The organism is Neisseria sp. 74A18, assembly GCF_001308005.1.
In the GTDB taxonomy this organism is placed as follows: Bacteria; Pseudomonadota; Gammaproteobacteria; order Burkholderiales; family Neisseriaceae; genus Neisseria; species Neisseria dumasiana.
In genome coordinates this window covers 14,813-41,264 of sequence record NZ_LGZA01000026.1, presented here as the reverse complement: position 1 = coordinate 41,264, position 26,452 = coordinate 14,813, and the positions used below count along the sequence as shown (strand labels likewise).

Below are 26,452 nucleotides of genomic sequence, written 5' to 3'. Positions count from 1 at the left end.
ACCGCCGGACAGCGAACTGGCTTTTTTACGCAAAGCCGCCGATATGGGCAGTAGAGACGCACAATTCGTATTGGCTGAAAAGGTGGCTTGGATTGACCATGAAGAAACACATGAATTCCGGTTGGAGTTGATGCGTAAGCTCTACCGCTGTGCTTCCGAACAAGGCCAAGGAGATGCGTCAGAATGGTTAGGGATCAACTTATCGGGGCTTGGACGACACGAAGAAGCGATAGCGGCCTATTACCAAGGTGTAAAAAACGGCAATAGCCAAGCAGCTTTCAGCCTTGCTAAAGGTTTTGAATATAAAGAATATTTAAATATGACTCCGGATGCCGAACGCGCCCGCCGCTACAACATCATCAGTGATTATCTTTCCAATTACGACTTTATGGCCCCCAAAGTCCCTGATTTGGATGAAATAGTGCCATTACCGCCGGCACCATTGCCGGAATGGGACGGCAAGATTGCCTTCCAACGCTGGGTGGAGGGAAAAGAACCGCCCAAGCCCTCCGACGAGCTGATGAAAAAACTGGCCGGTCAAGCCAAGCTGGATGTGAAAACTGGTCTTCCCCTTGCCGAACCGCCCCAACCGGAAGCAGCCAAGGCATATTCTGCCCACCCTGTTTCCTCCAACCCGCCGCAGAAACCGCAAACCCTGTCTTGGCGGCAAAAGTTTAAAAACCTGTTGTCTTAACATATCGGAGGCCGTCTGAAATATTGAACTGTTCCCCAAATCCTTGGATGGTTCAATATTTCAGACGGCCTCTCGATTTGCATCTCTTATTCACCAAACCATTACAGATTCTGCAACCGCTCCAGTGATGGTGCGTAGTAATAGGCACCGGTTACGGCGGTGGTAACGTGTTTGAGCAGCAGGTCGGTTTTGCCGTCGGTATGGCCGAACATGCTCAGCAATTGTGCTTCGATATTGTGCAGTGTGCCGCAGTAGGCGATAAATACCAAGCCGTGTTCGCCCGATGCGGTGCCGTAGGGCAGGCTGCGGCGGACAATTTCGAGGCTCACGCCGTTTTCTTTGAGATTGACGCGGCCTAAGTGGGAATCGGGCAGGCGCACGTCTTTGCTGAATTCTTCGTTGGTTTCTTTGGTGCGGCCGACGGCGGCTTCTTGCTCGGCCAGCGGCACTTTGTTCCATTTTTTGAGATCGTGGCGGTATTTTTGCAGCAACACATAGCTGCCGCCTGCATCGGGCTTGCCTTCGGGCACGGTGCCGACGATGCGGATGTTGTCGCCGGTGGGGTTTTCGGTGCCGTCTACAAAACCGTCCAACCCGCGTTCTTCGATCCAGCGGAAGCCGTGGGTTTCGTCTTTTACGTCGATGCTGTCGCCGAATGCTTCCAATAAGGCCATAGCCAGCGAAAAGTTAACATCGGGGCGCAACGATTGGATGTGGAACATGATGTCGTGCTGCGTGGCGGGAGCCAAGCCGTTGCCCAGCGGGGTAAACGGTTTGATTTCGCTGCCTTCGCCGTTGTGGTTCAGGCTTTGCCAGAATGCGCTACCGAAGGCGATGGTTAGACCAAGCAGTGCGTCGGGAAATTTTTGCTGCAATTGGTCGAGGGCTTCAAGGCTTTGGCGGGCGGCGAGCTGAATCTGCTCGCGGCTGCCTGTGATGTCGGCTTCGATAAATACGGCGGCTTTACTGCCTGCGGGAATAATGGCGGTTTGCGGGTTCATGTTTTTCCTTCGGATGATGCGGATGGATTTGTGTTTGACAGGTTTTAATTATAGCCCATGCCGGATAGTATTTTAAGGCCGTCTGAAAAGAATCGGCAGGACGGAACCCAAACAAACTGCATTACTGCTTTGCCGCGCCTGCAAACACAGGGGCACAGGCGGGTAATCGCGCTGTGGTAGAATCTGCATCTGTTTTTTACGGGAAGCATTATGCGTATTGTTTTGTTTATATTGGTACTGTTGCTGCTGCAGGTGTTTACCTTCGGCTTGGGCCGGTCGCTGCAATGGCTGTTCGCCCCCTATATTGCCGCACGGGGCAGACGCTGGCTGATGGGCGTTGCTTTTTTGATTACCAATGCGCTGATTGCGGGGCTGCTGTTGCAGCTGGGGCATGCGGTGTTCCGCTGGATGGCGTTTTGGATGGTGTTGCTGCTGTTTGTGATGTATGCGGCCTTGGCGACGTTTGTGCTGTATCTGCTGCTATGCCGCTTTATGGAACAAAAACCCATGTCGCGCAGCCTGCGGCTGTTTGCTCCGCTATTTGTGGCGGGGTTGCTGGGGCTGGCGGTTTATAACGCTTACACGCCCGTGGTGCATCATGCCGAAATCAACATCGAAAAACCGCTTGAGAAACCGCTGCGCATCGGCATGGCCAGCGATACCCATTTGGGCGTGCTGTTCGGCTCGCGCCAGCTGGATAAACTCGCCGACATCATGAACCGCGAAAAAGTCGATATTATTCTGCTGCCCGGCGATTTGATGGACGACAATGTAAACGCCTACCGCGCCGAAAACATGCAGCCGCATCTTGAAAAACTGCGGGCCCCGCTGGGTGTGTATGCCACTTTGGGCAACCATGATTTGTTCGGCCACGAACGCGAGATTTATGAAGAGCTGACCAAAGCGGGCATTAAAGTGCTCGCCAATGAAAGCACGGTGGTGGACGGCCGCTTGCTGGTAGTAGGCCGCAACGATGATTTGGACAAAACCCGCCCCGCTACGGAAACCTTGCTGCGCGGTCAAAACACCGCCTTACCCGTGCTGTTGATGGATCACCGCCCTACCGATATCGAAGCTCACAGCAAACTACCGATAGACGTTCAGGTATCCGGCCATGTGCACAACGGCCAAGTGGCGCCGGCCAATTTAATCGTCCGCTTTCTCAACCGCCTGCACTACGGCTACGAGCAAATCGGCAACGGCCACTTTTTCGTTACTTCGGGTTACGGCTTCTGGGGCGTGCCGCTGCGTTTGGGTTCGCAATCGGAAGTGTGGATCATTGATGTGAAAGGCAAATAGCCTCACCTGCTGATAACACGACAAAGGCCGTCTGAACAATCGTTTTCAGACGGCCTAATCGTGAGAAACTCGCAGCTTAACCGCTGATGTCTTCCAAACTGCGCCCCTTGGTTTCCTCGCCCAGCACCACAATCACGGCAACCACCGCCATCAGCACAGCGGTAAACATCACGAAAATCCGCCCGAAACCGCCGTCGCCGCCAATCATGGCCGCCACCGCCATCGGCGCGACAATACCGCCGATACGGCCGACGGCACCGGCCCAGCCCGAACCGAAGGCGCGGAAGCGCACGGGATAAAGCTCCGGCGTATAAGTGTAAAGCACGCCCCACGCGCCCAAGTTGAAAAACGACATCCAACAGCCCCAAAACATAATCATCGCCGCCGAATCGCTGCGGCCGAAGAAATAGGCACACACCGCACAGGCAAACAGAAAACCGGCCAGCGTGGCCTTGCGGCCGATTTTTTCCACCAGCACCGCCGCCGCAAAATAGCCCGGCAGCTGCGCCAAAATCATCACCAGCACATATTCGAACGTTTTCACCACCGTATAGCCCTGCTCCACCAGCAGCTTCGGCAGCCAAGTGAAAATGCCGTAATACGAAAACACGATGCCGAACCAAATCAGCCACAACATCAAAGTACGCTTGGCAAAAGGCGGTTGCCACAGCTGTGCGAAACGCGGGTTTTCCTGCGGCGCACGCTCGGCTACCGAGGCCGTCTGAACCGCCTCTATGCCTGCCTGCTTTTCCAGCCCGACGACGATTTCATGCGCTTCGCCAACACGCCCTTTGCTGATCAGATAAGGCACCGACTCGGGCAGATGCTTCCACACGAAAAAGGCGTAAAACACCGGCAGTGCGCCAATCAAAAACGCGCTTTGCCAACCGTATTGCGGAATAAAAAAATACGACACCAGCGCGGCGGCCAACCAACCCAGCCCCCAAAAACTTTCCAGCAGCACGATAAAACGCCCACGCACTTTCGGCGGCGCATACTCGCTTACCAGTGACACCGCCACCGGCAGCTGGCCGCCCAAACCGAAACCGACCCAAAAGCGGAAAAACAGCAGGCTTTCGAGATTCCAAGCGAAAGCACACAAACCCGTGGCAATGCTGTACAACACCATCGTGGCCACAAACACATTCTTGCGTCCGATGCGGTCGGCCATCCTTCCGCTCAACACCGCCCCCAACGCCATGCCGATAAAGCCGACGCTGACAATCCAGCCCAATTCAGACGGCGTCAGATTCCATTCTTTACCCAACGTAGCCAACACAAACGACACCATGCCGGTATCCATTGCATCAAACAGCCAACCCAAGCCGATCAATATCAACAACTTGTAATGAAACTTGCCCACAGGCAGGTTATGTAAACGGGTGATGATATCCATTGTCCGATTCCTTAACACCGGTGATTTAAATACGGAAATTGTTAACAATCAGCGGGATTGTGGCCTTTTTACAGCGAAAGGGCAAGCAAGAATATGAAAACCGACCCGATTCGCGCCAAAGATACACAGCGGCAACGGCGGTGCTGGCTGTTTTACTGCAAACCCTTTACACTTCGGCCTATGCTTGCACCGCCATCGTATATATATATGTAAGTAAAGGCCGTCTGAAACCGATATACAGACAGCCCGCCCAAGCACCGTCATCTCCCTGTTTACCCTTAGCCGGATATTTTTCAGACGGCCTCACACCACCTGCAACGCCATGCCAGCACAACCGTTTAACCCGCTCACCATTCCCATTTCGGGCACGTCCCTTATCGAAGCCTCTGCCGGCACAGGCAAAACCTACGGCATTGCTGCTTTGTTTACCCGTTTGATCGTGCTGGAAAAAATGCCCGTAGAAAGCGTGTTGGTCGTTACCTTTACCAAAGCCGCTACCGCCGAACTGAAAACCCGCCTGCGGGCGCGGTTGGACGATGTGTTATCGGTATTGGAAAACGTGCCGGATGCCGCACACCATTCAGACGGCCTCGCCGCGTATTGCGCGCAACACCACGAAGGCGACGTATTTTTACCCAACCTGCTCGAAGCCGCCTTGCAGCAAGAAAGCCAAGAGCGCCTGATTGTGCGCCTGAAGGCAGCCATCAGCCGCTTCGACAATGCCGCCATTTATACCATTCACGGCTTCTGCCAACGCCTGCTGCGCGATTATGCCTTTTTCTGCCAAGCCCCTTTCGACGTAGAACTAACCGAAGACTCGCGCGAACGCCTGCTGGTGCCCGCCCAAGACTTTTGGCGCGAAAACGTGTCGCACAATCCGCTGTTGGCCAAACTGGTGTTCGAGCACCACCACACGCCCGAAACCATGCTTTCCGAAATCAAAAGCTTTATCGGCCGCCCCTATCTGGCTTTCAGACGGCCTGAAAGCAATATGGAAACCGCACAAAAGACATTGGCGGAATGCTGGGAAAATATCCGCACCCAACTGCCCGAATTGGTGCAAACCTTTTGGACAATCCACCCCGTTTTAAACGGCAACAAATACCGCAAAAACACCTTCCAAAACGTTTTTGCCTTACTGGAAGCCGCAGCAGAAAGCAACACTCTGCCTTCCAACCACGACAAACTCCCCCTTTTTGCCGCCGACGCTCTTGAAGCCGCCACCAAAAAAACCGCCACGCCCGACACCGCCGCCTTTGCCCGCTTAAACATACTCGCACGGCTGGGCGAATGCTTCAACGGTTTGGCCGAAGCCGAACAAAACACCCTGATACAGCTGCAACTCGATATGCTGCAATACATCGGCAATGCGTTGGAGGCTGAAAAAAAATCCCGCCGCGAACGCAGTTTCGACGACCTGCTGCTCGATGTTTACCATGCCCTTATCCGCAGCCCGCACCGCGAACAATTGGCACAAACCGTTGCAGCCGTTTGGAAAGCCGCTCTGATCGACGAATTCCAAGACACCGACCCCCTGCAATACGAAATATTCAAACAACTGTTTATCCGTCAGGGCAACCCGCTGTTTTTGGTCGGCGATCCCAAACAGGCGATTTACAGCTTTCGCGGGGCAGACATCTACGCCTACATGCAGGCCGCCGAAGATGCCGACGCCCGCTACACCCTGACCACCAACTTCCGCAGCCACGCCAAACTGATCAACGGCATCGGCGCCTTGTTCAAACAGAAAAACCGCCCCTTCGTGCTCGACAGCATCGACTATGCCGACGTAAACGCCGCCCGCAGCGAAAGCCGTCTGAATCCGCCCAAAACCGCCGTTTCCATACGCTGGCTCAACCACGAAACCGACGGCGGCGGCAACAAAGACGCGCTGCGCAGCCGTGCGGCGGATAACTGTGCCGACGAAATCGCCGCCGTTCTCAACGATGCCGTAGCAGGCCGTCTGAATTATCAGAAAAACACCGCCGGCCCCGCCGTGCCGCTGCAATCGGGGCAGATTGCCGTGCTCGTGCGCACCCACAACGAAGGGCAGATGATTGCCAAAGCCCTGAAACAGCGCAACATCCAAAGCGTGCTGCTGCAACGCGAATCGGTGTTTGCATCAGAAGAAGCCGAGGCCGTTGACGCCCTGATCGGCTTCTGGCTGCAACCGCAACGCACCGAAACATTGCGCTTCGTGCTCGGCGGCATATTGTTCCGCTACACCGCCGCCATGATCCACGAACTCAACCGCAACGAAACCGCCCTGCTCTCGTGGATCAACTCCGCCCAAACCGCCGCCGAAGTATGGCAGCAACACGGCATCTACGCCGCCATGCAGCAGTTTGCCGCCGAACACGGCATCGAAGCCCGCCTGCTCGCGCGCGGCAGCACCCGCAGTCTCACCAACTACCACCAACTGATCGAACGCTTGGCCGAAGAAGACGAACAAAGCCGCTCCCCCGCCGCACTCCGGGAATGGCTCAAAAACCAGATTCAGACGGCCCAAAACGCCGAACATCCCAAAGGCGAAAACAATCTGCTGCGGCTCGAAAGCGACGAAAACCTCGTCAAAATCGTGACCATGCACGCCGCCAAAGGCTTGCAGTATCCGCTGGTATATTGCCCCTTCGTGTGGGATGCGAAAAAGAACACCCCGCAAGGCTGGCAGATTCTGCACCGCCCCCGCCGCCCCACCGAACTGCTGCACGAAACACAGCTCGACGACGCCGACCGCAACCAGCTTGCCGACGAAAACCTAAGCGAAAACCTGCGCCTGCTGTACGTTGCCCTCACCCGCGCCGAAGAACATCTGGTTATCTACGCCGCCCGTTGCAGCCACACGCCCGACAACACCTTCGCCTACCTGCTCGAAGGCACCGCCGACAGCCGCCGCGCCGACATCGCCGCCGCATACGCCGCGGCAAAAAGCGAAGCGGACACCATGCTGAAAAACAACTGGCAGCGGTTCATCGACAACGCTCCCGAAAATACCGACTTCAGCTTTACCGAAACACCTCCCGAACCGGCGGAATATCAAGCACCCTCCGTTTCAGACGGCCTCTACCAAGCAGCCGGCGTTTCTGCACGCCCGTTCGAGTTCATACGCCATACCAGCTTTACCGGCTTGAGCCGCCACACCCGCAACACCGACGAGCATACCCGCGAAGAACTGCAACCGGCCATCGACACAGCGGAAACCGCAACCGACGCACCTTTATCCTCCATGCCGTCTGAACACACCGATACCCGCAGCATCCACACCTTCCCGCGCGGCGCAAGCGCAGGCGTGTGCCTGCACGAAATACTCGAAACCTTCGATTTCGGCTCTCCCGCCGCCGCACAAAGCGAAACCGTTGCCGCCACGCTGGAACACTACGGTTTCGATGCCGGCTGGCTGCCCGCCGTTACCGCCATGCTCGACCACACCCGCCTCTCCCCGCTCGACGGTCAAACCGCGCTGGCCGACATTCCCGCCACCCAACGCCTTGCCGAAATGGGCTTTACCCTGTTCATGCACGACTTCACACTCAACCGTTTGCAGCAATGGTTCGCCGAAACAGAACACGGGCTGCCCGCCGAATGCGCCACCGCCGCCAAACTGCTCGACTTCAACGACGTTAACGGTTTTTTAAACGGCTTCATCGATATGGTCTGCCGCGATTCAGACGGCCTCGTTACCGTAATCGACTATAAATCCAACCACTTGGGCTATGCCGCCGAAGACTACACACAAGCAGCCATGAACGAAGCCGTCGCCCACCACCACTATTACCTGCAAGCCCTGATTTACGCCATTGCCACCGCCCGCCACTTCGCCTCACGCCAGCAGCCCCTGCACACCGTTGCCGTTCGCTATCTCTTCCTGCGCGGTTTAAACGGCAGCGGCAACAACGGCATTTGGTCGTGGAACATCGACACCTCCCTATTGCAGGAATGGCTGTAAATACCTGCAAAACCGCCCGCACCATACCCCGTGCAACCGGACGCCGCCAACCCTTTGCCGCTGGAGGTTTTCTTGACAACGAAGCCAAAGAATAAGATAATCCGCCAATTATTGTGCAGCCGTTTGACACGGCTCGTTATTTTTCCGACACACCCGTCCGTGCCGCCCGTTAGGAGGTGATGTTTACATCACGGCGCGTATCCCGCCCCGCCGCAAGGCCGACAGCGATACAACAAAACCCCATTCACAGGCCGTCTGAAAAACAAGAAGGCCGAAACCAAATTTTAAGGAAATAAAATGCCTGCTATTCGTGTAAAAGAAAACGAACCTTTTGAAGTTGCCATGCGCCGTTTCAAACGCGCTGTTGAAAAAACCGGCCTGCTGACCGAACTGCGCGCCCGCGAAGCTTACGAAAAACCGACTACCGAGCGCAAACGCAAAAAAGCCGCTGCAGTTAAACGTCTGCAAAAACGCCTGCGCAGCCAACAACTGCCTCCGAAACTCTACTAATCACACTTTCTGAAGATGTGATTAAGCAATACACCGTAAAGCCTTGCGCTTTGCGGTGTTTTGGCTTGTATAAGAAACAAACTTTATTAACTAAATCAATCCCACAAACACACCGCTACGAAACCTTTTCATGCTTCGTCACACCAAGAAGCAGCAGCGTCAAACAGCTACATTCAAAACCGCCGCACACACAAACGGCCGTTTGCCCCGCATTTCCGCCCGAAATGCCGAAACAGCTTGTTTTTAAACCAAACAACACCATTAAAATGGTTTGAAACCCCAACAAAGTGAGCCCGCCATGAGCCTGAAAGCGCAACTTTCCGAAGACATGAAAACCGCCATGCGCGCCAAAGACAGCGTTACCCTGTCCACCGTGCGCCTTATCAACGCCGCCATCAAGCAGTTTGAAGTGGACGAGCGCATGGAAGCCGACGACGCCAAAGTGATTGCCATCATTACCAAGATGGTAAAACAGCGCAACGACAGCGCCAAAATCTACACCGACGCCGGCCGCACCGATTTGGCGGAGAAAGAAAACGCCGAAACCGAAGTGCTCAAACGCTACCTGCCGCAAATGATGTCGCCTGAAGAAATCCGCAGCGCAGTAGAGGCCGCCGTTGCCGAAACCGGCGCAGCAGGCATGGCCGATATGGGCAAAGTAATGGGCGTATTGAAAACCCGATTGGCCGGAAAAGCCGACATGGGCGAAGTGAACAAAGTGCTGAAATCGGTGCTCGCCGCCTGATCCGAAAAGGCCGTCTGAAAGAAAACGCCTTCTCAAACGTCTCTTTCAGACGGCCTCGATACATAACCATGATACCGAGTGAATTTATCGACGAACTGCTGGCCAAAGTCGATATCGTAGATATTATCGACGAGCATGTGCCGCTGAAAAAAGGCGGCGCCAACTATATGGCCTGTTGTCCGTTTCATAAAGAAAAATCGCCGTCGTTTTCCGTCAGCCCGCACAAACAGTTTTACCACTGTTTCGGCTGCGGCGCACACGGTTCGGCCATCGGCTTTATCATGGAATATCAGGGCTTGAGTTTTACCGAAGCCGTGCAGTATTTGGCCGACCGCGTCGGCATGACCGTACCGCGCACCCGCGGGCAACAAGAAAACCCCGAGCAGCGTGCCGAGCGCAAGAAAAAACAGCAAACGCTCGAAGAAACCACCGAAGCCGCCGCCGCTTTTTACACAGGCCGTCTGAAACAGGATACGCGCGCGCAGCAGTATCTTGCCAAACGCGGCCTGAGCGACGAAATCATCGCACACTACGGCTTAGGCTACGCGCCCGACAGCTGGCAGCCGCTGGCACAGGTATTCCAGCCCTACCCGAATACACCGTTGGTAGAAAGCGGCATGGTCATCGAGAAAGACGGCAAATATTACGACCGCTTCCGCGACCGCATCATGTTTCCCATCCGCAACCAACGCGGTCAGGTTATCGGCTTCGGCGGCCGCATACTCGACAAAGGCGAGCCGAAATACCTCAACTCGCCCGAAACGCCGCTGTTCGACAAAGGCCGCAACCTCTACGGCCTGCACGAAGCCCGAGCCGCCATTAAAGAAGCCGGGCGGATTTTGGTGGTGGAAGGCTATATGGACGTTGTTGCCTTGGCACAATTCGGCATCGGTTACGGCGTAGCCGCGCTCGGCACAGCCACCACCGCCGACCACGTCAAACTGCTGATGCGCCAAACCGACAGCATTTACTTCTGCTTCGACGGCGACCGTGCCGGCAGAAAAGCCGCATGGCGGGCTTTAGAAAACGCCTTGCCGCAACTGAAAGACGACAAATCGCTGCATTTCCTGTTTTTGCCGGAAGAGCACGACCCCGACAGCTACATCCGCGCTTACGGCAAAACACCGTTTGAAGATGCCCTGCTCAACCAAAGCAAACCCCTGTCGGAATATTTTTGGGAACACCTTTCAGACGGCCTTAATCTGGATACGCAGGAAGGCAAAGCCGAACTGGTCAAAACCAGCTCGCCCCTGCTAGCACAGATTACCGCACCCGCTTTAGGCTTTTTATTAAGGCAGCGTTTAAGCGAACTGGTGGGCATCGATACCGCCGATCTCGCCCGCCTGATGGGCGAAGAAGCCCCCAAACGCCAAGCCCGGCAGAAAAATTACAAACTGCCCAAAGAAACCTTTAAACAACCGCAAATGTCTACATTGGCGGAACGCCAGATACGTAGCCTCTTGATAAATCCCGCATGGGCTTCATATATAGAGTTGCCCGAGTATCTGACCCTTAGCGGCGATTTTGCCTGTTTGGCCAATCTCGCCGAACTGATTAAAAGCTTGCCGGAGCTGCCCACAAGCGCACACATTTTGGAACACATGCGTGGAAGCCCTTACGAAACCACGATAAACCGTATTTTCCAAAGCGCGCTCAACGATCCGCAAGCCTTGGAAGGCAGCAGCGAAGAAGACTGCGAAAACTTCCAACTCGGCATGACCAAGCTCCTGAACGAGCTGAAAAACACACAAATCGAAGCATTGAAAGAAAAAAACCGGCACACCGGTTTGAATGACAACGAAAAAAAACTACTGCTGGCATTATTGATGCCGGCCACACGATAAAAGCCCAAGGCCGTCTGAAAAACATACACCCTGCTGCAACCGAGTCGTCTTGTACCTACCGCAGAACACCCTACCGATTTGTTTCAGACGGCCTCCCGTTAAACCAAACACCGAGAACATTCTATGTCAAACCAACACAGCAACAATACACACGACAGCGAATATGAAGAACAAGACGACAACCGTCCGCTAACGCTCGAAGAGCAACGCGCACGGTTGCGCCAGCTCATCATCATGGGCAAAGAGCGCGGCTATATCACCTATTCCGAAATCAACGATGCGCTGCCCGACGATATGTCCGACGCAGAGCAAATCGACAACATCGTCAGCATGATTTCAGGTTTGGGCATCCAAGTGACCGAGCAGGCACCCGATGCCGAAGAAATGCTGATGAGCGACAACACCGCCGCCATTACCGACGATGATGCCGTTGCGGAGGCCGAAGCCGCCCTTTCCAGCGTAGACAGCGAATTCGGCCGCACCACCGACCCTGTGCGCATGTATATGCGGGAAATGGGCCAAGTCGACCTGCTGACCCGCGAAGATGAAATCATCATCGCCAAAAAAATCGAAAATGCCCTGAAAAACATGGTACAGGCTATCTCTGCCTGCCCCGGTTCGATTGCCGAAATTTTGGAGCTGATCAAACGCATCCGCGAAGATGAAATCAAAGTAGACGAAGTTGTTGAAGCCATCATCGATCCCAACGAGGTATTGCTGAACGAATTAGGATTGGGGCATTTGGAAAGCGCGAGTTCTTCCGCAGACAACAGCGAAAACGACGACGCCGACGATAACGACGGCGACAGCGACGACGATGAAGACGACAGCAGCCCCGAAGCCATCGCCGCCACCAATCTGGAAGAGTTGAAACAAAAAGTGCTCGAACATTTTGAACGTATCCAAGAAGATTACGACAAAATGATCGCCGCCCTGAGCAAGCACGACAGCCGTCACGAAACCTATTTGCAGCACCGCGATGCCATCGCCTCCAAACTGCTCGAAGTGCGTTTTGCCACCCGCCAAATCGAAAGCCTGAGCAGCAACCTTCGCGAACGGGTGGAAAGCATCCGCCGCCTCGAGCGCGAAATCCGCGATATCTGCCTCGACCGCGTGCACATGGACAGAGACTACTTCATCAATTACTTCCTGCCCGAAATCACGCGCCTTGATTGGGTGGAAGAAGAAGTTGCAAAAAACAACGTATGGAGCAACGCTCTCGACCGCTTCCGCCATGCCATCATCGAAAAGCAAGCCAAGCTGGCAGAAATGGAAACCGAAACCCGCATTTCCATCGAAGAGCTGAAAGAAATCAATAAAAACATGGTCATCAGCGAAAAAGAAACCGCGGCGGCCAAACAGGAAATGATTCAGGCCAACTTGCGGTTGGTGATTTCGATTGCGAAAAAATACACCAACCGCGGCTTGCAGTTTCTCGATTTGATTCAAGAAGGCAATATCGGTTTGATGAAAGCGGTAGATAAATTTGAATACCGCCGCGGTTATAAATTCTCAACCTATGCCACTTGGTGGATTCGTCAGGCCATCACCCGCTCGATTGCCGACCAAGCGCGTACCATCCGTATTCCGGTTCACATGATTGAAACCATCAACAAAATGAACCGCATCTCGCGCCAATATCTGCAAGAAACCGGCGAAGAGCCGGATTCAGCCAAACTGGCCGAACTGATGGAAATGCCGGAAGATAAAATCCGCAAGATCATGAAAATCGCCAAAGAGCCGATTTCTATGGAAACGCCGATCGGTGACGACGACGATTCACACTTGGGCGATTTCATCGAAGACGTAAACAACGTCGCTCCGGCAGATGCGGCCATGTATTCGAGCCTGCACGAAGTTACCAAAGAAGTGCTGGAAAGCCTGACTCCGCGCGAAGCCAAAGTATTGCGTATGCGCTTCGGTATCGACATGAATACCGACCACACGTTGGAAGAAGTGGGCAAGCAGTTTGACGTAACCCGCGAGCGTATCCGCCAAATCGAAGCCAAAGCCTTGCGCAAACTGCGCCACCCGACCCGCAGCGACCGCTTGCGCAGCTTCTTGGACAGTGAAGAAAACAAACAGTAAGCCGCAGCAACACCATCAAAAAAAACCGTCTGATTCATCAGACGGTTTTTTCAGTTAGATTCTCTTTTTCAATACTTGAGCGGCTCTGGCATTACCCTGCTCCGCAGCTTTCTCAAGCCAATATTTGGCTTTTACCCGATTACGCTTCACACCGCTGCCGTTCAAATACATCATGCCCACCTTATATTGGCTGTCGGCATCACCTTTTTCCGCAGCTTGGCCGTACCATTCGGCCGCTTTACGCAAATTGCGTTTCACGCCTTTTCCGGACTCATAAAATGAGCCGAGATTGGCCATGGCCTGCACCTGACCCTGTGCGGTGGCTTTTTCGTACCATTCGGCTGCCAAACGGGCATCCGGCACTACGCCCCAACCGTTTTCGTATAACAATCCTAAATGATATTGGGCATTCACATGATTTTGCCCGGCAGCTTTTTCCCACCAATGCTTGGCTTGTTCATAATCCGCCGGCCGGCCGATGCCGTCTGAAAACATCAAACCCAATTGGTTTTGGGCGTTTACTTCACCTTTTTCGGCAAGGCCTTTCATGATGGTATAGGCTTGGTCGTAGCGGCCTTTGCTGTATGCCTCTCTTGCCTCTTGATACGTTCCCTGCTGTACGTTTGCGCAGGCCGACAAAGCCAAAACTGCTGCACAGGCGGGTGCGGCGAACCACCGTAAGACTTTCATTATTCTTCCTTTCAGAGTGAGTGCACGTTAAAAAAATGACATTATACTAACAACCATCTAAACAACCGTCACTCAATAAACAAACGGCATAATATTCTTACCACAGGTTACTTTAGACGAGTTTTTCCGCTACAATCTACTAAATATCATAAACTTAACAAAAGGAGAGAAGCATGACCCAGCAACCACGCTTGCCGGTGCCCGATCTTACCGAAACCTGTGCCCGCTACCTCAAACAGGTGCGTCCGCTGCTGAGTGATGAAGAATATAAAAAAACCACGGCTTCCGTGCGCCATTTCCAAAGCCGGATAGGGAAAACATTACAAACGCAACTGCAAACATCCGCCGAACAAGCCGACACCAGCTGGCTGCTGGATGCTTGGCTGAAAAGCTATCTCGATATCCGCACACCTCTGCCGCTGGCGAGCAATGTAGGCTTTACCATCCGCACGCATGGTAAAAGTTTGAGCGAATGGGCGGCCGCCATCGCCGCCGTGTGTGCCGATTACCACCACGGGCGTATTCCCGTGCCCCAAACGCCGCAAGGCACGCCGGTGTGCATGCATCAATGGCAGATTCTGCGCGGTGCGGCACGCATTCCCCAAACCGGCAGCGACGGCTACCGCATTGCCGCAACCGCAAACCGCCATATCGGTGTGCTGCACAACGGGTTTTATTACCGTATTACTGCGCTCGACGACAATTTTGAGGCCTACCACCCCGATACATTCAAGCAGGCATTCGAGCAGATTTTGTCTGACTACACCTGCAACCCGTATCCCGTCGCCATCGCTTCCTATCTCGGCGGCAATGCTGCGGCACGGCTTTACCGTGATTTGAAACGTAAAGACGACAACACCGAATTGGCCGAACATATCGAAACCGATTTGTTCCACATCAGCTTGGACGATATTTCATTAAGCCCCGATGAAGACCTTGCCCGCGCCACGTTCCAGCCCCATCAGAATGTGTGGTGCTACAAACCCATGACCTTCTGCTACAACAGCTCCACCCAAAACCTGTTCCTGCATTGCGAACACACTTGGGAAGACGGCGGCACACTTAAAAACATCGTTGCACTTGCCGACGAAAAACTCCGCACGCCGCAAGGCAAAAAAACCGCGCCGGCCATCAGCCGCCATCAATGGAACCTGACACCCGCCCAAAAGAAAAATTGGCCGCAATGGCAGCAGCAATATGCCGAACAAGCCGTCAAAATGCGCGTGAGCAGCCTTCCCGTAACATTTAACGGCAACACCATTCCCAAGGGCATCAGCCACGATGCCTTGATGCAGTTTATGTTCCAATATGCCTTGCTGACTACCTACGGCGAAGTGCGCAACATCTACGAAGCAGTGGATGTGAGCCACTTCCGCAACGGCCGCACCGAATGCGTGCGCCCGATTTCGGAAGAATCGCTGGCATTCGTCGGCAGTTTGCTGCAAGAACAACCCGATCACAGCCTGCTTGATGCCGCACTAGCCGAACACAAGGCCCGCGTTAAAGCCGCCAAACTCGCACAAGGTGCGAACCGCCATCTGCTAGGATTGAAACTGACTGCCAAACAAAACGGCAGCAGCCGTGTTCCTGCGGTGTTTAAAGACAAAGGTTACGAAGTGTTCACTACGGATTTTCTCTCAACCTCTACCTTGGGAGACGACAGCATAATCGTTAATTTTGCTTTTGCACCCACATCTGCCGGCGGCTTGGGCATCAACTACACCCTAACTCAAGACGGCTGGTTGTTTACCGCCAGCTATCCCGAACATCAAAAGCATGAAGTGGCGATTTTTCTGGAAGCCTTGAAACAGGGCGCGGAACGCTTGCTGTTTTTCTTCAACCCCACAGTTAAAGAAAACAATAAGCCGCTTTAAACCGATACCCGACGTTAAGGCCGTCTGAAAAAAGCCCCTCCCGATTACACTAACGGGCGGGGCTTTTTTCAGACGGCCTCGATATACGAACCGCGTCAGCGTTCCAACGGTTTCAACTTCAAAGTGAGGTCTTCCGCCTTCACTTTAAACAGCAAATCAATGTTCGGATGTTTGCCGGGATGGGCTTCGGCATCGGCAACATGTTCGGCAAACAAAGCCAAGCCGCGCTCGGCCGCTTCGCGGTTCAATACGCCGTCAAATTCTTGAGCCAAGGCGTGATAGAGCTTAAGCGAACCGAGCTTGCCCGGCGCGGCAGGAATATGGTGGATGGTTTCGCCGTTATGCAGCACGTCTAAGCCGCTCAAATGGTCGATGGCCGCCAGTGCGGCTAAATTATCTTGAAAACTCATGGCTGTTCTTTCTCATTTAACAATCTAGTCAATCCGTGTGCCGGATAAATGGATGCCGTCTGAAACATTATTCAGACGGCCTTTTTCTCTCAGGCAATCTTTTAACGCGTACCGAAAATCTTATCGCCCGCATCGCCCAAACCGGGGATGATGTAACCGTGTTCGTTGAGATGGCTGTCGAGCGCGGCAGTGTAAATGGTTACGTCGGGGTGGGCTTCGTTTACCAGCTTCACGCCTTCGGGCGCGGCCACCAGCACCAAGGCTTTGATATTGCGGCAGCCTTTCTGCTTCAGCAAATCAATGGTGGCCACCATCGAGCCGCCGGTTGCCAACATGGGGTCGATAATCAACGCCGGACGCGAATCCATGCTGTCGACGAATTTTTCAAAATAAGAAACGGGTTTGAGCGTTTCTTCGTCGCGTTGCAGGCCGACCACGCTGATTTTGGCGGTGGGAATCAAATCCAGCACGCCGTCGAGCATACCCAAGCCGGCGCGCAGAATCGGCACAACTGTGAGCGTTTTACCTTTAATGCGCTCGCCTTCGATCTGGCCGCACCAGCCGTCGATAATATAGTTTTCCGTCGCGAAATCGCGGGTGGCTTCATAAGCCATCAAGCGCGCCAACTCGGTGGTCAGCGTGCGGAATTTAAACGTGCTGCATTCGGCTTCGCGCATCAAGGTGAGTTTGTGTTTGACCAGCGGGTGGTCGATAACGGTAATGTTCATGGTGGCGCTTTCTGCTGTGTCGTTATAGTACGGCGGCTATTATACGGCTTTTCAGAAACGTATTGAAAGAGCGGCCTGCACGCCGCAAAGCCCGCTTTGCCAACGCCCGCCCTTGCCCCAAAAGCAAAAAGCCGCAGGTTTTATAACAAAATCATCTTAAATTAAAACCAACCATTCTTTCCTTTTTTCAGACGGCCTGATTAAAGTAAAGCGCATCAAGGCCATCTGAAAAGAACACATCATGTCTATCCAAAACCACCACCTCAACTGGCTTGAAGCCGAATCCATCTACATCATCCGCGAAGTGATTGCCGAAGCGAAAAACCCCGCGCTGCTGTTTTCGGGCGGCAAAGATTCGGTGGTGCTGCTCGCGCTGGCCGTGAAAGCTTTTCAAATCGAAGGCCGGCCGCTCAAGCTGCCGTTCAAACTGCTGCATGTGGATACCGGCCACAATTATCCCGAAGTGATTGCCTTCCGCGACCAAACCGTCGCCCGCACCGGCGTGGAGCTGGTGGTGGGCAGCGTGGAAGATTCCATCAAACGCGGCACGGTGGTTTTGCGCCGCGAAAACGACTCGCGCAACGCCGCCCAAGCCGTTACCCTTGTCGAAACCATTGAAGAACAAGGCTTCGACGCGCTGATGGGCGGTGCGCGGCGCGACGAAGAAAAAGCCCGCGCCAAAGAGCGCATCTTCTCTTTCCGCGACGAATTCGGCCAATGGGACCCGAAAAACCAACGCCCCGAACTTTGGAATCTCTACAATACCCGCCTCTTCCCCGGCGAAAACATGCGCGTGTTCCCTATTTCCAATTGGACGGAACTCGACATCTGGCAATACATCGCCCGCGAAAACCTTGCCCTGCCGCCGATTTACTATGCCCACGAACGCGAAGTGGTGGAACGCGGCGGCCTGCTTGTGCCCGTTACCCCGCTCACACCCAAACGCGACGGCGAAACCGCGCAAGTGCGCAGCGTGCGTTTCCGCACCGTCGGCGACATTTCCTGCACCTGCCCCGTTGCCAGCACCGCCGCCACACCGGAAGACATCATCGCCGAAACCGCCGCCGCCACCCTTTCCGAACGCAGCGCCACCCGCATGGACGACCGCGTTTCCGAAGCGGCTATGGAAGAGCGCAAAAAAGCCGGCTACTTTTAAAACACATACAGCAAGGCCGTCTGAAAACCAGCCACGCGCGTTTTCAGACGGCCTCAACTCAATCTGCCATCGGATTAATCTGTATCCAGTTTCAACAAGCGGAACACCAATCCCAAACCGATCACACTGCACACCATATACACAATGCTCGACACACCGTGCCATTGCCCGAAAGAGCCGCCTATCAAGCCGAGCAGCCAATTGGATTCGCCCGCTTTATGCGCCTCAATCACCGGCGTAATCAAAAACTGGTTCACCGCCAACAACACCAGCAGCAACACAATCCATTTCGGCGTGTAAGAACGGGTATAACCGCGACCCGTGTGGGTTTTATACACCACATACACCAACAGCCACACCGCCAAACCGAAATACGCCACCACATTGAACAAAACACCGGCCAACCCGCCCGCCTGCATTCTTTCCAAGTTTTGGAAGAGCAGCGGTGCCGCCACATAGCCCATACCCAGTTGCAAACCCAACCACACGCCGGCCAATACTGCCGCCAGTTTTTTCATGAACCCCTCCCTTCGGATATCGAAAATAACGCCCATGATACTGCCGAATCTCTTTATTTGAAAGGCCGGTTTTTTTGCCCTTTTCGGCGGCACATTTCTGCACCGCACCCCGCGCCTACACAGACAAACCCGCCAAATAATGCTATCCTGCACGCTTTCTGTTTGATATTTGACGCAATGAAAAAATTTCTGATATCCGTATTGTTTATCGGCGTATCGGTTCTCGCCGCCCTGCCTTACTATTTGGGCATCAAAGCCGAAGAAAGCCTGGCCTTCCAGCAGAAGCTGCTTGCCGAGTCCAGCTTTCTGACCGTCGAATCGCACCAATACGAACGCGGCTGGTTCAGCGCAACCGAAACCACCGTTATCCGGCTCAAACCCACTTTGCTGCACAACACCCAAAAATACCTGCCCGACAACCTGAAAACCGTTTTAAAAGAACCCATTACGGTTATCAACCATGTTAAACACGGCCCCTTTGCCAGCGGCATCACTCCCGTGCGCGCGCATGTGGAAACCGAATTCAAATACCACCCCGAAACCGCCAAAGTGTTGGCACGCTTTTTCGGTGAAAACGCCCCCGTCAGCATGACCAACACCGTGTATCTCAGCGGCAGCGGCAAGCTGGCCTTAAACGTGCCTGCTTTCGACTACGAAGAACTTTCCGGCATCAAACTCAACTGGAAAGGCTTTAGCGGTTCTACCGCCTACGAATCCGATTTTGCCGCCTACACCCACGATTATGCCGCACCTTCCCTGCAACTCAAGCTGGCCGACAAGGGCAGTATTGCCATGGAAAACCTGCATATCCGCACGGAAACTTCCGAAGGCAGCAACAAACTGGCCTTGGGCAACAGCAGCTTCAAGCTCGGCAAATTCTCCACCCAATGGCAAGAAGGCTTCGACTACAACATCAAAATCAACGAATTGGTGAATATCGTTACCGACTTGCAGATCGGCGCGTTTATCAACCCCACCGGCACCATTGCGCCGTCTAAAATCGTGGTCGACAATCTCCGGTTCGACACCCAAACCGGCGAAAGCGGAGAATGGATCAACAGCGAAGGGCGTTTCCGCTTTGAAACCCTAACCTACGGCGACGACCGCTACGGCCCGCTCGACATCAACATTGCCGGCGAGCATCTCGATGCCAAGAGCCTGCTGGCGGTTAAAAACAAACTGGCCGAACTTTCCTCTAAAGAAATGAGCGAAGAGCAGATTCAGGCCGAAATCATCAAAACCGTTAAAACCGATGCTTCGGGGCTGTTTACCCAAAACCCCGTGCTGAAAGTCAAAACCTTCCATTTCACCATGCCCGAAGGCATTGTGGACGTAAAAGGCGAAATGAGCTTTAACGGCCTGCATCAAAACGATTTGAACGACCTGAGCGCGATGCTCAAAAAAACCACCGCACGTTTAGACATGCAAGTGCCGCAGAAACTGCTTGAGCAGCTTGCCATCAACCAAGCCCGCAACATTTTCAGCGTTAACGCCGAAGACTTGGCCGAAGGGCGCGCCGGTATCGACGACATCAACGAAACCCTGCGCCTGATGGTGGACAGCACCGTCAACGCCATGGCTGCGGAACAGTATCTCACCGTTGACGGCAGCAACATCAAAACCCTTATCGAGCTGGCCGACAACCAACTCAAGCTCAACGGCAAACCTTTCCAAGCCGCACCGGAGCCCGAGTTTGACGACAACACCCTGCCGCCCGATAACGCCGCCGTATCGGCAACCGCTCCGTAACCGTTGTCAAGCGGATACCTTCATCACACATTCCGCTTACCGGCAACACCGGTTTTCAGACGGCCTGCCATCTACCGATGCAGGCCGTCTGAATATATCGGAATATGTTTCGGATTATATGAAAATTAATTTTGCCAAAACGCCCGCCCCCCGCCACAATAGCGGCACCATTCCTCCGAAGGCCGTCTGAATGCCCAAGCTCCATGAAATCATCGAACACCATTGGCAACGCCCCAACCCTGTGTTGAATATATTGCTGTGGCTGCCGGCCCGCCTGTTTCAGACGGCCTCTACCCTACGCCGCCTGCTTTACCGCACAGGCCGTCTGAAAAGCAGCAAATTGCCCGTGCCGGTGGCGGTGGTGGGCAATATCCACGCAGGCGGAGCGGGTAAAACGCCTGTGGTTGCCGCTTTGGTGTCGGGCTTGCAGGCGCAGGGCATTCGTGCGGGGATTATCAGCCGCGGCTACGGGCGCAGTTCAAGCGGCACGCATGTATTGAATGAAAACAGCACTGCCGCAGAGGCCGGAGACGAGCCTTTATTGCTGTACCGCCAAACCCAAGCACCAACGGCAGTCGGCAGCAACCGTATCGATGCCGGCCGCGCACTGCTTGCCGCCCACCCCGACATTCAAGTGATCATTGCCGACGACGGCCTCCAACATTACGCCTTGCAACGCGATCTCGAAATCGTGGTCTTCCCCGCCGCCGATGCAGGCCGTCTGAATTTGGATTTGCTGCCCAACGGCGGCTTGCGCGAACCGCTGTCGCGCTTGCAGGAAGTTGATGCCGTTGTGGTAAGCGGCGTTACCGACACGCACCGCAACACCCCGTTCGGCCGGCACCACAACGAATTTCACAGCCGCCTCGCCACCGGCAACATCTACCGCCTGCACCGCCCCGACGAGCTTCTCGACACAGGCCGTCTGAACGGCTTGCGCGTGGCCGCCGTGGCCGGCATTGCCAAGCCCGAACGGTTTTTCCACACCTTGCGCAATATGGGCATTGCACCCGCAGAAACCCGCGCCCTGCCCGATCACGCCGCGCTGACTGCGGCGGACTTCCCGCAAGCCGACATCGTGATCATTACCGAAAAAGACGCCGTCAAACTTTCAGACGGCCTGCCGCATTCTGTGTGGGTGCTGCCCGTTTGTGCGATAATCGAGCCTGACTTGGCGGCGTTTGTCGCAGGCCGTCTGAACATTGAATCGAATACCGGAGAAGAAACAAGATGATCAACACTAAAAAATATGTATGGGCAGCCGTATTGTGCCTGACGACAGGTTTGGCTCAAGCCGCACCGGCCAGCAAAGCATCGGTAGAAAAACTGTTTGAGGTACAAGACTTCGATAAAATGATGGACGATATATTTGACCGAACTTCTACTGTTATTTTACAAAGCGAGAAATTAAACCGGGATTTAGCCACCGTTCCTCCCTCTAAACGAGAAAAAATAAGAGAAATTATTACCCGCTACCTGACCGAAGATATTCAGCGGCTTAATACCCCTGAGCTTCGCGCACAAGTACGCAACATATCGGTTGAATCCACGCAAAAAATCTACACTCAAGAAGAAGTCGATGCGATGGTCAACTTTTACGGGTCTCCCATCGGCCGCTCCATCAACGCTAAAATGCCAAAATACTTCCAAGCAGTAATGACCCCCCTGTCCAATATAATGACAGAACATGCGCAAGAATCGTATCAAAAATACCGCCCCAATATGGTACGTGAAATCAATCAGGTGCTTTGCGGTAAGAATGTTTGCAAACAACCTGCTAAAACCAAATAAGAAAGCACAACCATGGAAAAGAAATTTTTAGACATCCTCGTCTGCCCCGTCAGCAAAGGCAAACTGGAATACCATGCCGACAAGCAGGAGCTTTGGTGCCGCCAAAGCAAACTGGCCTACCCCATCCGCGACGGCATTCCCTATATGCTTGAAACCGAAGCGCGCGAACTCACCGAAGAAGAGTTGCACGCATGAGCGCATTCGTTGTTTTGATTCCCGCCCGCCTCTCTTCCTCGCGCCTGCCGGGTAAAGCGCTGGCCGACATCCACGGAAAACCGATGGTGGTGCGCGTGGCCGAACAGGCCGCCAAAAGTAAGGCGGCGCGCATCATCGTTGCCACCGACCATGCCGACATTCAGACGGCCTGCCAAGCGCACGGTATCGAAACCGTGATGACGGCAAACACGCACGAGAGCGGTACCACCCGCCTGGCCGAAGCCACCGCTACGCTGGGCTTGGCCGACGACACCGTGATTGTGAACGTTCAGGGCGACGAACCTTTAATTGACCCCGAACTGATCAACCGCACCGCCGCCCTGCCAGTTGCCAACCAAGTGCCGATGGCCACCGCCGCGCACGCTATCGACAATCTGGCCGAATTTCTCAACCCGAACTGCGTGAAAGTGGTGCTCAACACCCACGGCAACGCCCTGTATTTCAGCCGTGCGCCGATTCCCTACCCACGCGATGCGATGGCTGCCGGTACCGACAAACTGCCCGAAGGCTTAAACCCGCTGCGCCACATCGGCATTTACGCCTACCGCGCCGGTTTCTTGCAGCAATACGCCCAAATGAGCGCTTCCGTGCATGAAACCGCCGAATCGCTGGAGCAGCTGCGTGTGCTGTGGCACGGCTACCCGATTGCCGTCGAAGTGACCGACACCGCCCCCGCCGCAGGCGTGGATACGCCGGAAGATTTGGAAAGAGTTCGCGCTGTCTTTAAGGGATAACGCGCCCAAGCAGCAGATAACATTTGCCCGTTGGTAACAGGCCGTCTGAAAACATCTCCGGCCGCCAACGGGCAAATATCATAATCAAAATATCATAATCAACTTAAAAAAGTATGTTCGCCATACTCAGGCTTGACCAAATACAACCCAAACCCATTCAGCCGATTCATCCTAAACCTGTTCAAAATATGCCAAAAGCGTTTGCGGCAACCAGTTCAGATGGCCTCTGCCCGCTCCGTTCACAAAACCCACATGTCCGCCGTAATCAGGCTGGAGCAAAGTAACCGCAGACGAGACTTCCTTACGGGTAGGCAGAGCCTGCTGCGGCAGAAAAGGATCGTTTAACGCGTTAAGCAGCAAGGTCGGCACCGCAATCTTACCCAGCAGCGGCTTGCACGACGAGCGGCGGTAATAATCATGGCGGTCGGCAAAACCGTGCAAAGGTGCGGTAAAGCGGTCGTCAAAATCGCCCAAAGTTTTGCAAGCGGCGTATAAATCCTTGCCGTAGCCCGCGGCCTTTGCTTTGGGAATAAGCGATTGTAGAAAATAGCGGGTGTAGAGCAAACGGGTAAGGCCGCGGTCGAAGCGCGTTCCGGCAGCGGCCAAGTCCACAGGAGCCGACACTACGGCTGCCGCTTGAGGAACTGCCGCTCCACCGGTTTCGCCGAGATATTTCGCCAACGCATTTCCCCCCAACGACACGCCCGCCGCATAAATAACCGCAAAACGCTGCGACAATTGTTCCAGCATATAGGCTATCTCACCGCTGTCGCCGGAATGGTAAAACACGGGTGCGGTATTCGCCACGCCGCCGCAACTGCGGAAATGCGCCACCACACCGTTCCACCCTCGCGCCTGCACCGCCCGCATCAAAGCCACGGCATAATGGCTGCGGCTGCTGCCTTCCAAACCGTGAAACAGCACCACCAGCGGAGCATCGGGGTGCGGGCTGTCGATAAAATCATAAGCCACCACCGTGCGCCCCGTGCTGTCGGGCACAAGCTCTCTGCGGTAAACGGGAGCCGGCGGCTGCAATGTTTTGGCGTAAATGGTTTCGAGATTGCCGTTGCGCAACCAAAACGGCGTATCCAAAGGCGGAAACGTCATACCGCTGTTCCCGGCAGCCTGCGGAACAGCACCAGATACAAGCCTACCGAAATGCTCATGCCGGTAATCCAGCCAACCAACACATCCGTCGGATAATGAACGCCCAACACGATGCGCGAAAAGCCCATCATCACGGCAAATGCGGCGGCTGCGGCGATAATCCATTTTCTGTGCGGCGACTGCCAATAAATCAGCACCACCATCGTAGCGAGCGCCGCGGCAAACGTGCTGTGTCCGCTGGGAAACGACGCACTGGTTTCGTGCACCACCCGCGGCCACAGCTCCGGCCGCATCCGTCCGAAAAACTGCTTGGCCACAGTCATCACCATCGTCGGCAGCAATGCCGCCAGTAATACGAATACCGCATACCCGCGCTGTTTACGCAGATAAAACCAAGTGGCAAACACCACCGTAATCGGCGTGGCGACGGAAGCTTTGCCGATATGGTGAAGTACAACGGCGGGAGCGGTAAGCACACCGCCCCAATGCTGATGCACCCACAGCATCAACGGTTCTTCGAAATGGAAGCGGTCTTTATCCCAAATATCTTCGGCAATAAATCCCGCCACAATCAGCGGCAGAATGATACTGAAAAACAACAATATTACGAGGGGAATGCTGGGTATAAACGCGCGTGGAGACAACATAAAAATGAAGCGGCAAATAAAAAACAAGACGGCATTTTATAGAAGAGCCACGGTTTATAACAGGCTGCGGCAGTAAAAGCGCCTTGTTTTAACAAGATTTCATTATTTAATTTTCATAACTTAACAGGTTGTGATTATTTTTATTATTTACAGATGATAACCATTGCAATTTTCACAATGGAAAGTTAAGTAAAGGTAAAGAATTGTTTAGAAATTGTTGGTATGATGGCTTTCAAGTTGTTTATAAAAACAAAAATGTGCTGTTGCCTGCAACAGCAAGGTTCACATAAATACGGAGGTTTATCATGTCTGTTTTGCTATTGGAAGCGATCATTTTCGTTAACTGGGCATCTTTGCTGACCATCTTGGGCTTTTGGGTAACGGAATATATTCTTTAAACCAAAACAGCCGCTATTCAATGCAAGGCCGTCTGAAAATATGTTTTCAGACGGCCTTATCCTTTGTACTCCATTACCGCAAATAAAAAAACGGTACGCTGTTACCAACGTACCAAAAGGTTGCCTTGTTTTGATGGAACACAGTAAAAAAGATACCCGATATTACTTCACACACCGGAAACCTAAATTGTTCAGCACAAACTTAGCCTGCAAACTGGTGCGGATGCCGTAGCGCATAAAGGCGGCGTAATCGCCGGGGTCGGCCGAGCCTGCCGATGCGCCGCTGCAAAACATATTGTTACCCGCCGCCGCATTGGAACTGAGCAGGCTGCTGTTAAAGTCTTCCGTCCACTCCCAAATCAGGCCGTGCATATCGTGAATGCCCCAAAAGTTCGCCTTGCCTTTGCCCACGTCGCGCAGCCCTTTGCGGCTGCCTTCGGCATACCAGTCGAGAATGGTGCGGTTGTAGCCTTCTTCCGCCGTGCCGTTGATTTTGGTGGCGGATGCCTGCCCGGCAAACTCCCATTCATCAATGGTCGGCAGGCGTTTGCCTTGTGCGCCGCAGTAAGCGTGTGCGGCGAACCACGATACGTTGGTAACCGGTTTGTTTAAGTCTTCTGCTGCCGGCGCGAAAGCGTTCGAACCGGTTTGCGTCCAATGGCGCAGATAGCCTGATTCGGCTTTTTTGCTGTCCACTTTGCCGCGCTGCCATTGCGGGTATTTTTTCACAAACGCGTCAAACTGGGCGTTGGTTACGGGCAGCTTGTCCATATGAAACGCTTTAACCTGAATCATGGGCGTTTCTTTTTTGAGGTAAAGCGGGCGGTAACTGCCGCCTTTGACCGCAGCCATATCCGAAGCGGCTGTGATGCCCGCCGTACACATCAGCAAAGCGGCAAACAGTTTGGTAG

General features: G+C 54.0%; 23 protein-coding genes. 14 read left to right on the top strand and 9 right to left on the bottom strand.

What is annotated here, in order from left to right; translation table 11 throughout:
* On the top strand, positions 1 to 694 hold a 694-nt coding region (locus AKG43_RS12980), incomplete at its 5' end, for a DUF6396 domain-containing protein (protein ID WP_231718142.1).
* A 101-nt stretch (positions 695 to 795) separates the two neighbouring features.
* On the opposite strand, the gene AKG43_RS08765 is transcribed toward AKG43_RS12980, so the two are convergent.
* Entirely contained in the window at positions 796 to 1,695 is a 900-nt protein-coding gene (locus AKG43_RS08765) for a Dyp-type peroxidase (RefSeq protein ID WP_054600195.1), read from the bottom strand.
* Between the two features lie 210 nt (positions 1,696 to 1,905).
* Between AKG43_RS08765 and AKG43_RS08760 the strand changes: the two genes are divergently transcribed.
* Positions 1,906 to 2,994, top strand: coding sequence for a metallophosphoesterase (locus AKG43_RS08760; RefSeq protein ID WP_054600194.1), 1,089 nt, complete (start codon positions 1,906 to 1,908; stop codon positions 2,992 to 2,994).
* Positions 2,995 to 3,070: 76 nt separating this feature from the next.
* Here AKG43_RS08760 and AKG43_RS08755 read toward each other — a convergent pair whose 3' ends face one another.
* Positions 3,071 to 4,390, bottom strand: coding sequence for an MFS transporter (locus AKG43_RS08755; RefSeq protein WP_054600193.1), 1,320 nt, complete (start codon positions 4,388 to 4,390; stop codon positions 3,071 to 3,073).
* Between the two features lie 322 nt (positions 4,391 to 4,712).
* Here AKG43_RS08755 and recB point away from each other — a divergent pair, with 322 nt between their 5' ends.
* The 5 genes from recB to rpoD all read left to right on the top strand — a co-directional run bounded on the left by recB (position 4,713) and on the right by rpoD (position 13,523).
* Positions 4,713 to 8,336, top strand: a complete 3,624-nt coding sequence (recB, locus tag AKG43_RS08750; protein ID WP_054600192.1) for an exodeoxyribonuclease V subunit beta — start codon at positions 4,713 to 4,715, stop codon at positions 8,334 to 8,336.
* Positions 8,337 to 8,633: 297 nt separating this feature from the next.
* A complete protein-coding gene (rpsU, locus tag AKG43_RS08745; RefSeq protein ID WP_054600191.1) occupies positions 8,634 to 8,846 on the top strand; it encodes a 30S ribosomal protein S21 in 213 nt (70 codons plus the stop codon).
* Between the two features lie 298 nt (positions 8,847 to 9,144).
* Positions 9,145 to 9,591, top strand: coding sequence for a GatB/YqeY domain-containing protein (locus AKG43_RS08740; RefSeq protein WP_054600190.1), 447 nt, complete (start codon positions 9,145 to 9,147; stop codon positions 9,589 to 9,591).
* Positions 9,592 to 9,659: 68 nt separating this feature from the next.
* Entirely contained in the window at positions 9,660 to 11,435 is a 1,776-nt protein-coding gene (dnaG, locus tag AKG43_RS08735) for a DNA primase (RefSeq protein ID WP_054600189.1), read from the top strand.
* 123 nt (positions 11,436 to 11,558) lie between these two features.
* Positions 11,559 to 13,523, top strand: a complete 1,965-nt coding sequence (gene rpoD, locus AKG43_RS08730; RefSeq protein WP_054600188.1) for an RNA polymerase sigma factor RpoD — start codon at positions 11,559 to 11,561, stop codon at positions 13,521 to 13,523.
* Between the two features lie 54 nt (positions 13,524 to 13,577).
* Here rpoD and AKG43_RS08725 read toward each other — a convergent pair whose 3' ends face one another.
* A complete protein-coding gene (locus tag AKG43_RS08725) occupies positions 13,578 to 14,213 on the bottom strand; it encodes a tetratricopeptide repeat protein (protein WP_054600187.1) in 636 nt (211 codons plus the stop codon).
* 173 nt (positions 14,214 to 14,386) lie between these two features.
* Between AKG43_RS08725 and AKG43_RS08720 the strand changes: the two genes are divergently transcribed.
* Positions 14,387 to 16,087, top strand: coding sequence for a choline/carnitine O-acyltransferase (locus AKG43_RS08720; protein ID WP_054600186.1), 1,701 nt, complete (start codon positions 14,387 to 14,389; stop codon positions 16,085 to 16,087).
* 95 nt (positions 16,088 to 16,182) lie between these two features.
* Here AKG43_RS08720 and AKG43_RS08715 read toward each other — a convergent pair whose 3' ends face one another.
* Together AKG43_RS08715 and upp are read right to left on the bottom strand one after the other, a co-directional pair.
* Complete coding sequence (locus AKG43_RS08715) at positions 16,183 to 16,497, bottom strand: DUF2322 family protein (protein ID WP_054600185.1); 315 nt, start codon at positions 16,495 to 16,497, stop codon at positions 16,183 to 16,185.
* A 101-nt stretch (positions 16,498 to 16,598) separates the two neighbouring features.
* Positions 16,599 to 17,225 carry a uracil phosphoribosyltransferase gene (gene upp / locus AKG43_RS08710; protein ID WP_054600184.1) on the bottom strand — a complete coding sequence of 209 codons (627 nt, stop codon included), beginning with the start codon at positions 17,223 to 17,225 and terminating at the stop codon, positions 16,599 to 16,601.
* 241 nt (positions 17,226 to 17,466) lie between these two features.
* On the opposite strand from upp, the gene cysD reads away from it, so the two are divergent.
* The gene (gene cysD, locus AKG43_RS08705; protein ID WP_054600183.1) at positions 17,467 to 18,381 is read left to right on the top strand and encodes a sulfate adenylyltransferase subunit CysD; all 915 of its coding nucleotides are present in this window, start codon (positions 17,467 to 17,469) and stop codon (positions 18,379 to 18,381) included.
* Between the two features lie 74 nt (positions 18,382 to 18,455).
* Here the strand turns inward: cysD and AKG43_RS08700 are convergent, their stop codons facing one another.
* Positions 18,456 to 18,899 carry a DUF4149 domain-containing protein gene (locus AKG43_RS08700; RefSeq protein ID WP_054600182.1) on the bottom strand — a complete coding sequence of 148 codons (444 nt, stop codon included), beginning with the start codon at positions 18,897 to 18,899 and terminating at the stop codon, positions 18,456 to 18,458.
* A gap of 177 nt (positions 18,900 to 19,076) precedes the next feature.
* Here AKG43_RS08700 and AKG43_RS08695 point away from each other — a divergent pair, with 177 nt between their 5' ends.
* The 5 genes from AKG43_RS08695 to kdsB all read left to right on the top strand — a co-directional run bounded on the left by AKG43_RS08695 (position 19,077) and on the right by kdsB (position 23,389).
* Positions 19,077 to 20,648: a YdgA family protein gene (locus AKG43_RS08695; RefSeq protein ID WP_054600181.1), complete on the top strand. Its 1,572-nt coding sequence runs from the start codon at positions 19,077 to 19,079 to the stop codon at positions 20,646 to 20,648.
* 190 nt (positions 20,649 to 20,838) lie between these two features.
* Positions 20,839 to 21,882, top strand: a complete 1,044-nt coding sequence (gene lpxK / locus AKG43_RS08690; RefSeq protein WP_054600180.1) for a tetraacyldisaccharide 4'-kinase — start codon at positions 20,839 to 20,841, stop codon at positions 21,880 to 21,882.
* Positions 21,879 to 22,439, top strand: coding sequence for a DUF2059 domain-containing protein (locus tag AKG43_RS08685; protein ID WP_054600179.1), 561 nt, complete (start codon positions 21,879 to 21,881; stop codon positions 22,437 to 22,439). Before lpxK ends, AKG43_RS08685 begins: the two co-directional genes overlap by 4 nt.
* A 12-nt stretch (positions 22,440 to 22,451) precedes the next feature.
* Positions 22,452 to 22,634 (top strand): Trm112 family protein, encoded by a 183-nt coding sequence (locus AKG43_RS08680; protein WP_054600178.1) that lies wholly within the window; start codon positions 22,452 to 22,454, stop codon positions 22,632 to 22,634.
* Positions 22,631 to 23,389: a 3-deoxy-manno-octulosonate cytidylyltransferase gene (kdsB, locus tag AKG43_RS08675; protein ID WP_054600177.1), complete on the top strand. Its 759-nt coding sequence runs from the start codon at positions 22,631 to 22,633 to the stop codon at positions 23,387 to 23,389. The genes AKG43_RS08680 and kdsB overlap by 4 nt, the downstream gene beginning before the upstream one ends.
* A gap of 171 nt (positions 23,390 to 23,560) precedes the next feature.
* On the opposite strand, the gene AKG43_RS08670 is transcribed toward kdsB, so the two are convergent.
* From AKG43_RS08670 to AKG43_RS08660, 3 genes are all read right to left on the bottom strand, one after another.
* Positions 23,561 to 24,496 carry a YheT family hydrolase gene (locus AKG43_RS08670; RefSeq protein WP_054600176.1) on the bottom strand — a complete coding sequence of 312 codons (936 nt, stop codon included), beginning with the start codon at positions 24,494 to 24,496 and terminating at the stop codon, positions 23,561 to 23,563.
* On the bottom strand, positions 24,493 to 25,143 hold the full coding sequence (locus tag AKG43_RS08665; RefSeq protein WP_082403040.1) for a phosphatase PAP2 family protein: 651 nt from the start codon (positions 25,141 to 25,143) through the stop codon (positions 24,493 to 24,495). The genes AKG43_RS08670 and AKG43_RS08665 overlap by 4 nt, the downstream gene beginning before the upstream one ends.
* Before the next feature lie 560 nt (positions 25,144 to 25,703).
* Positions 25,704 to 26,426 carry a formylglycine-generating enzyme family protein gene (locus AKG43_RS08660; RefSeq protein ID WP_054600196.1) on the bottom strand — a complete coding sequence of 241 codons (723 nt, stop codon included), beginning with the start codon at positions 26,424 to 26,426 and terminating at the stop codon, positions 25,704 to 25,706.
* Positions 26,427 to 26,452: the final 26 nt, after the last annotated feature.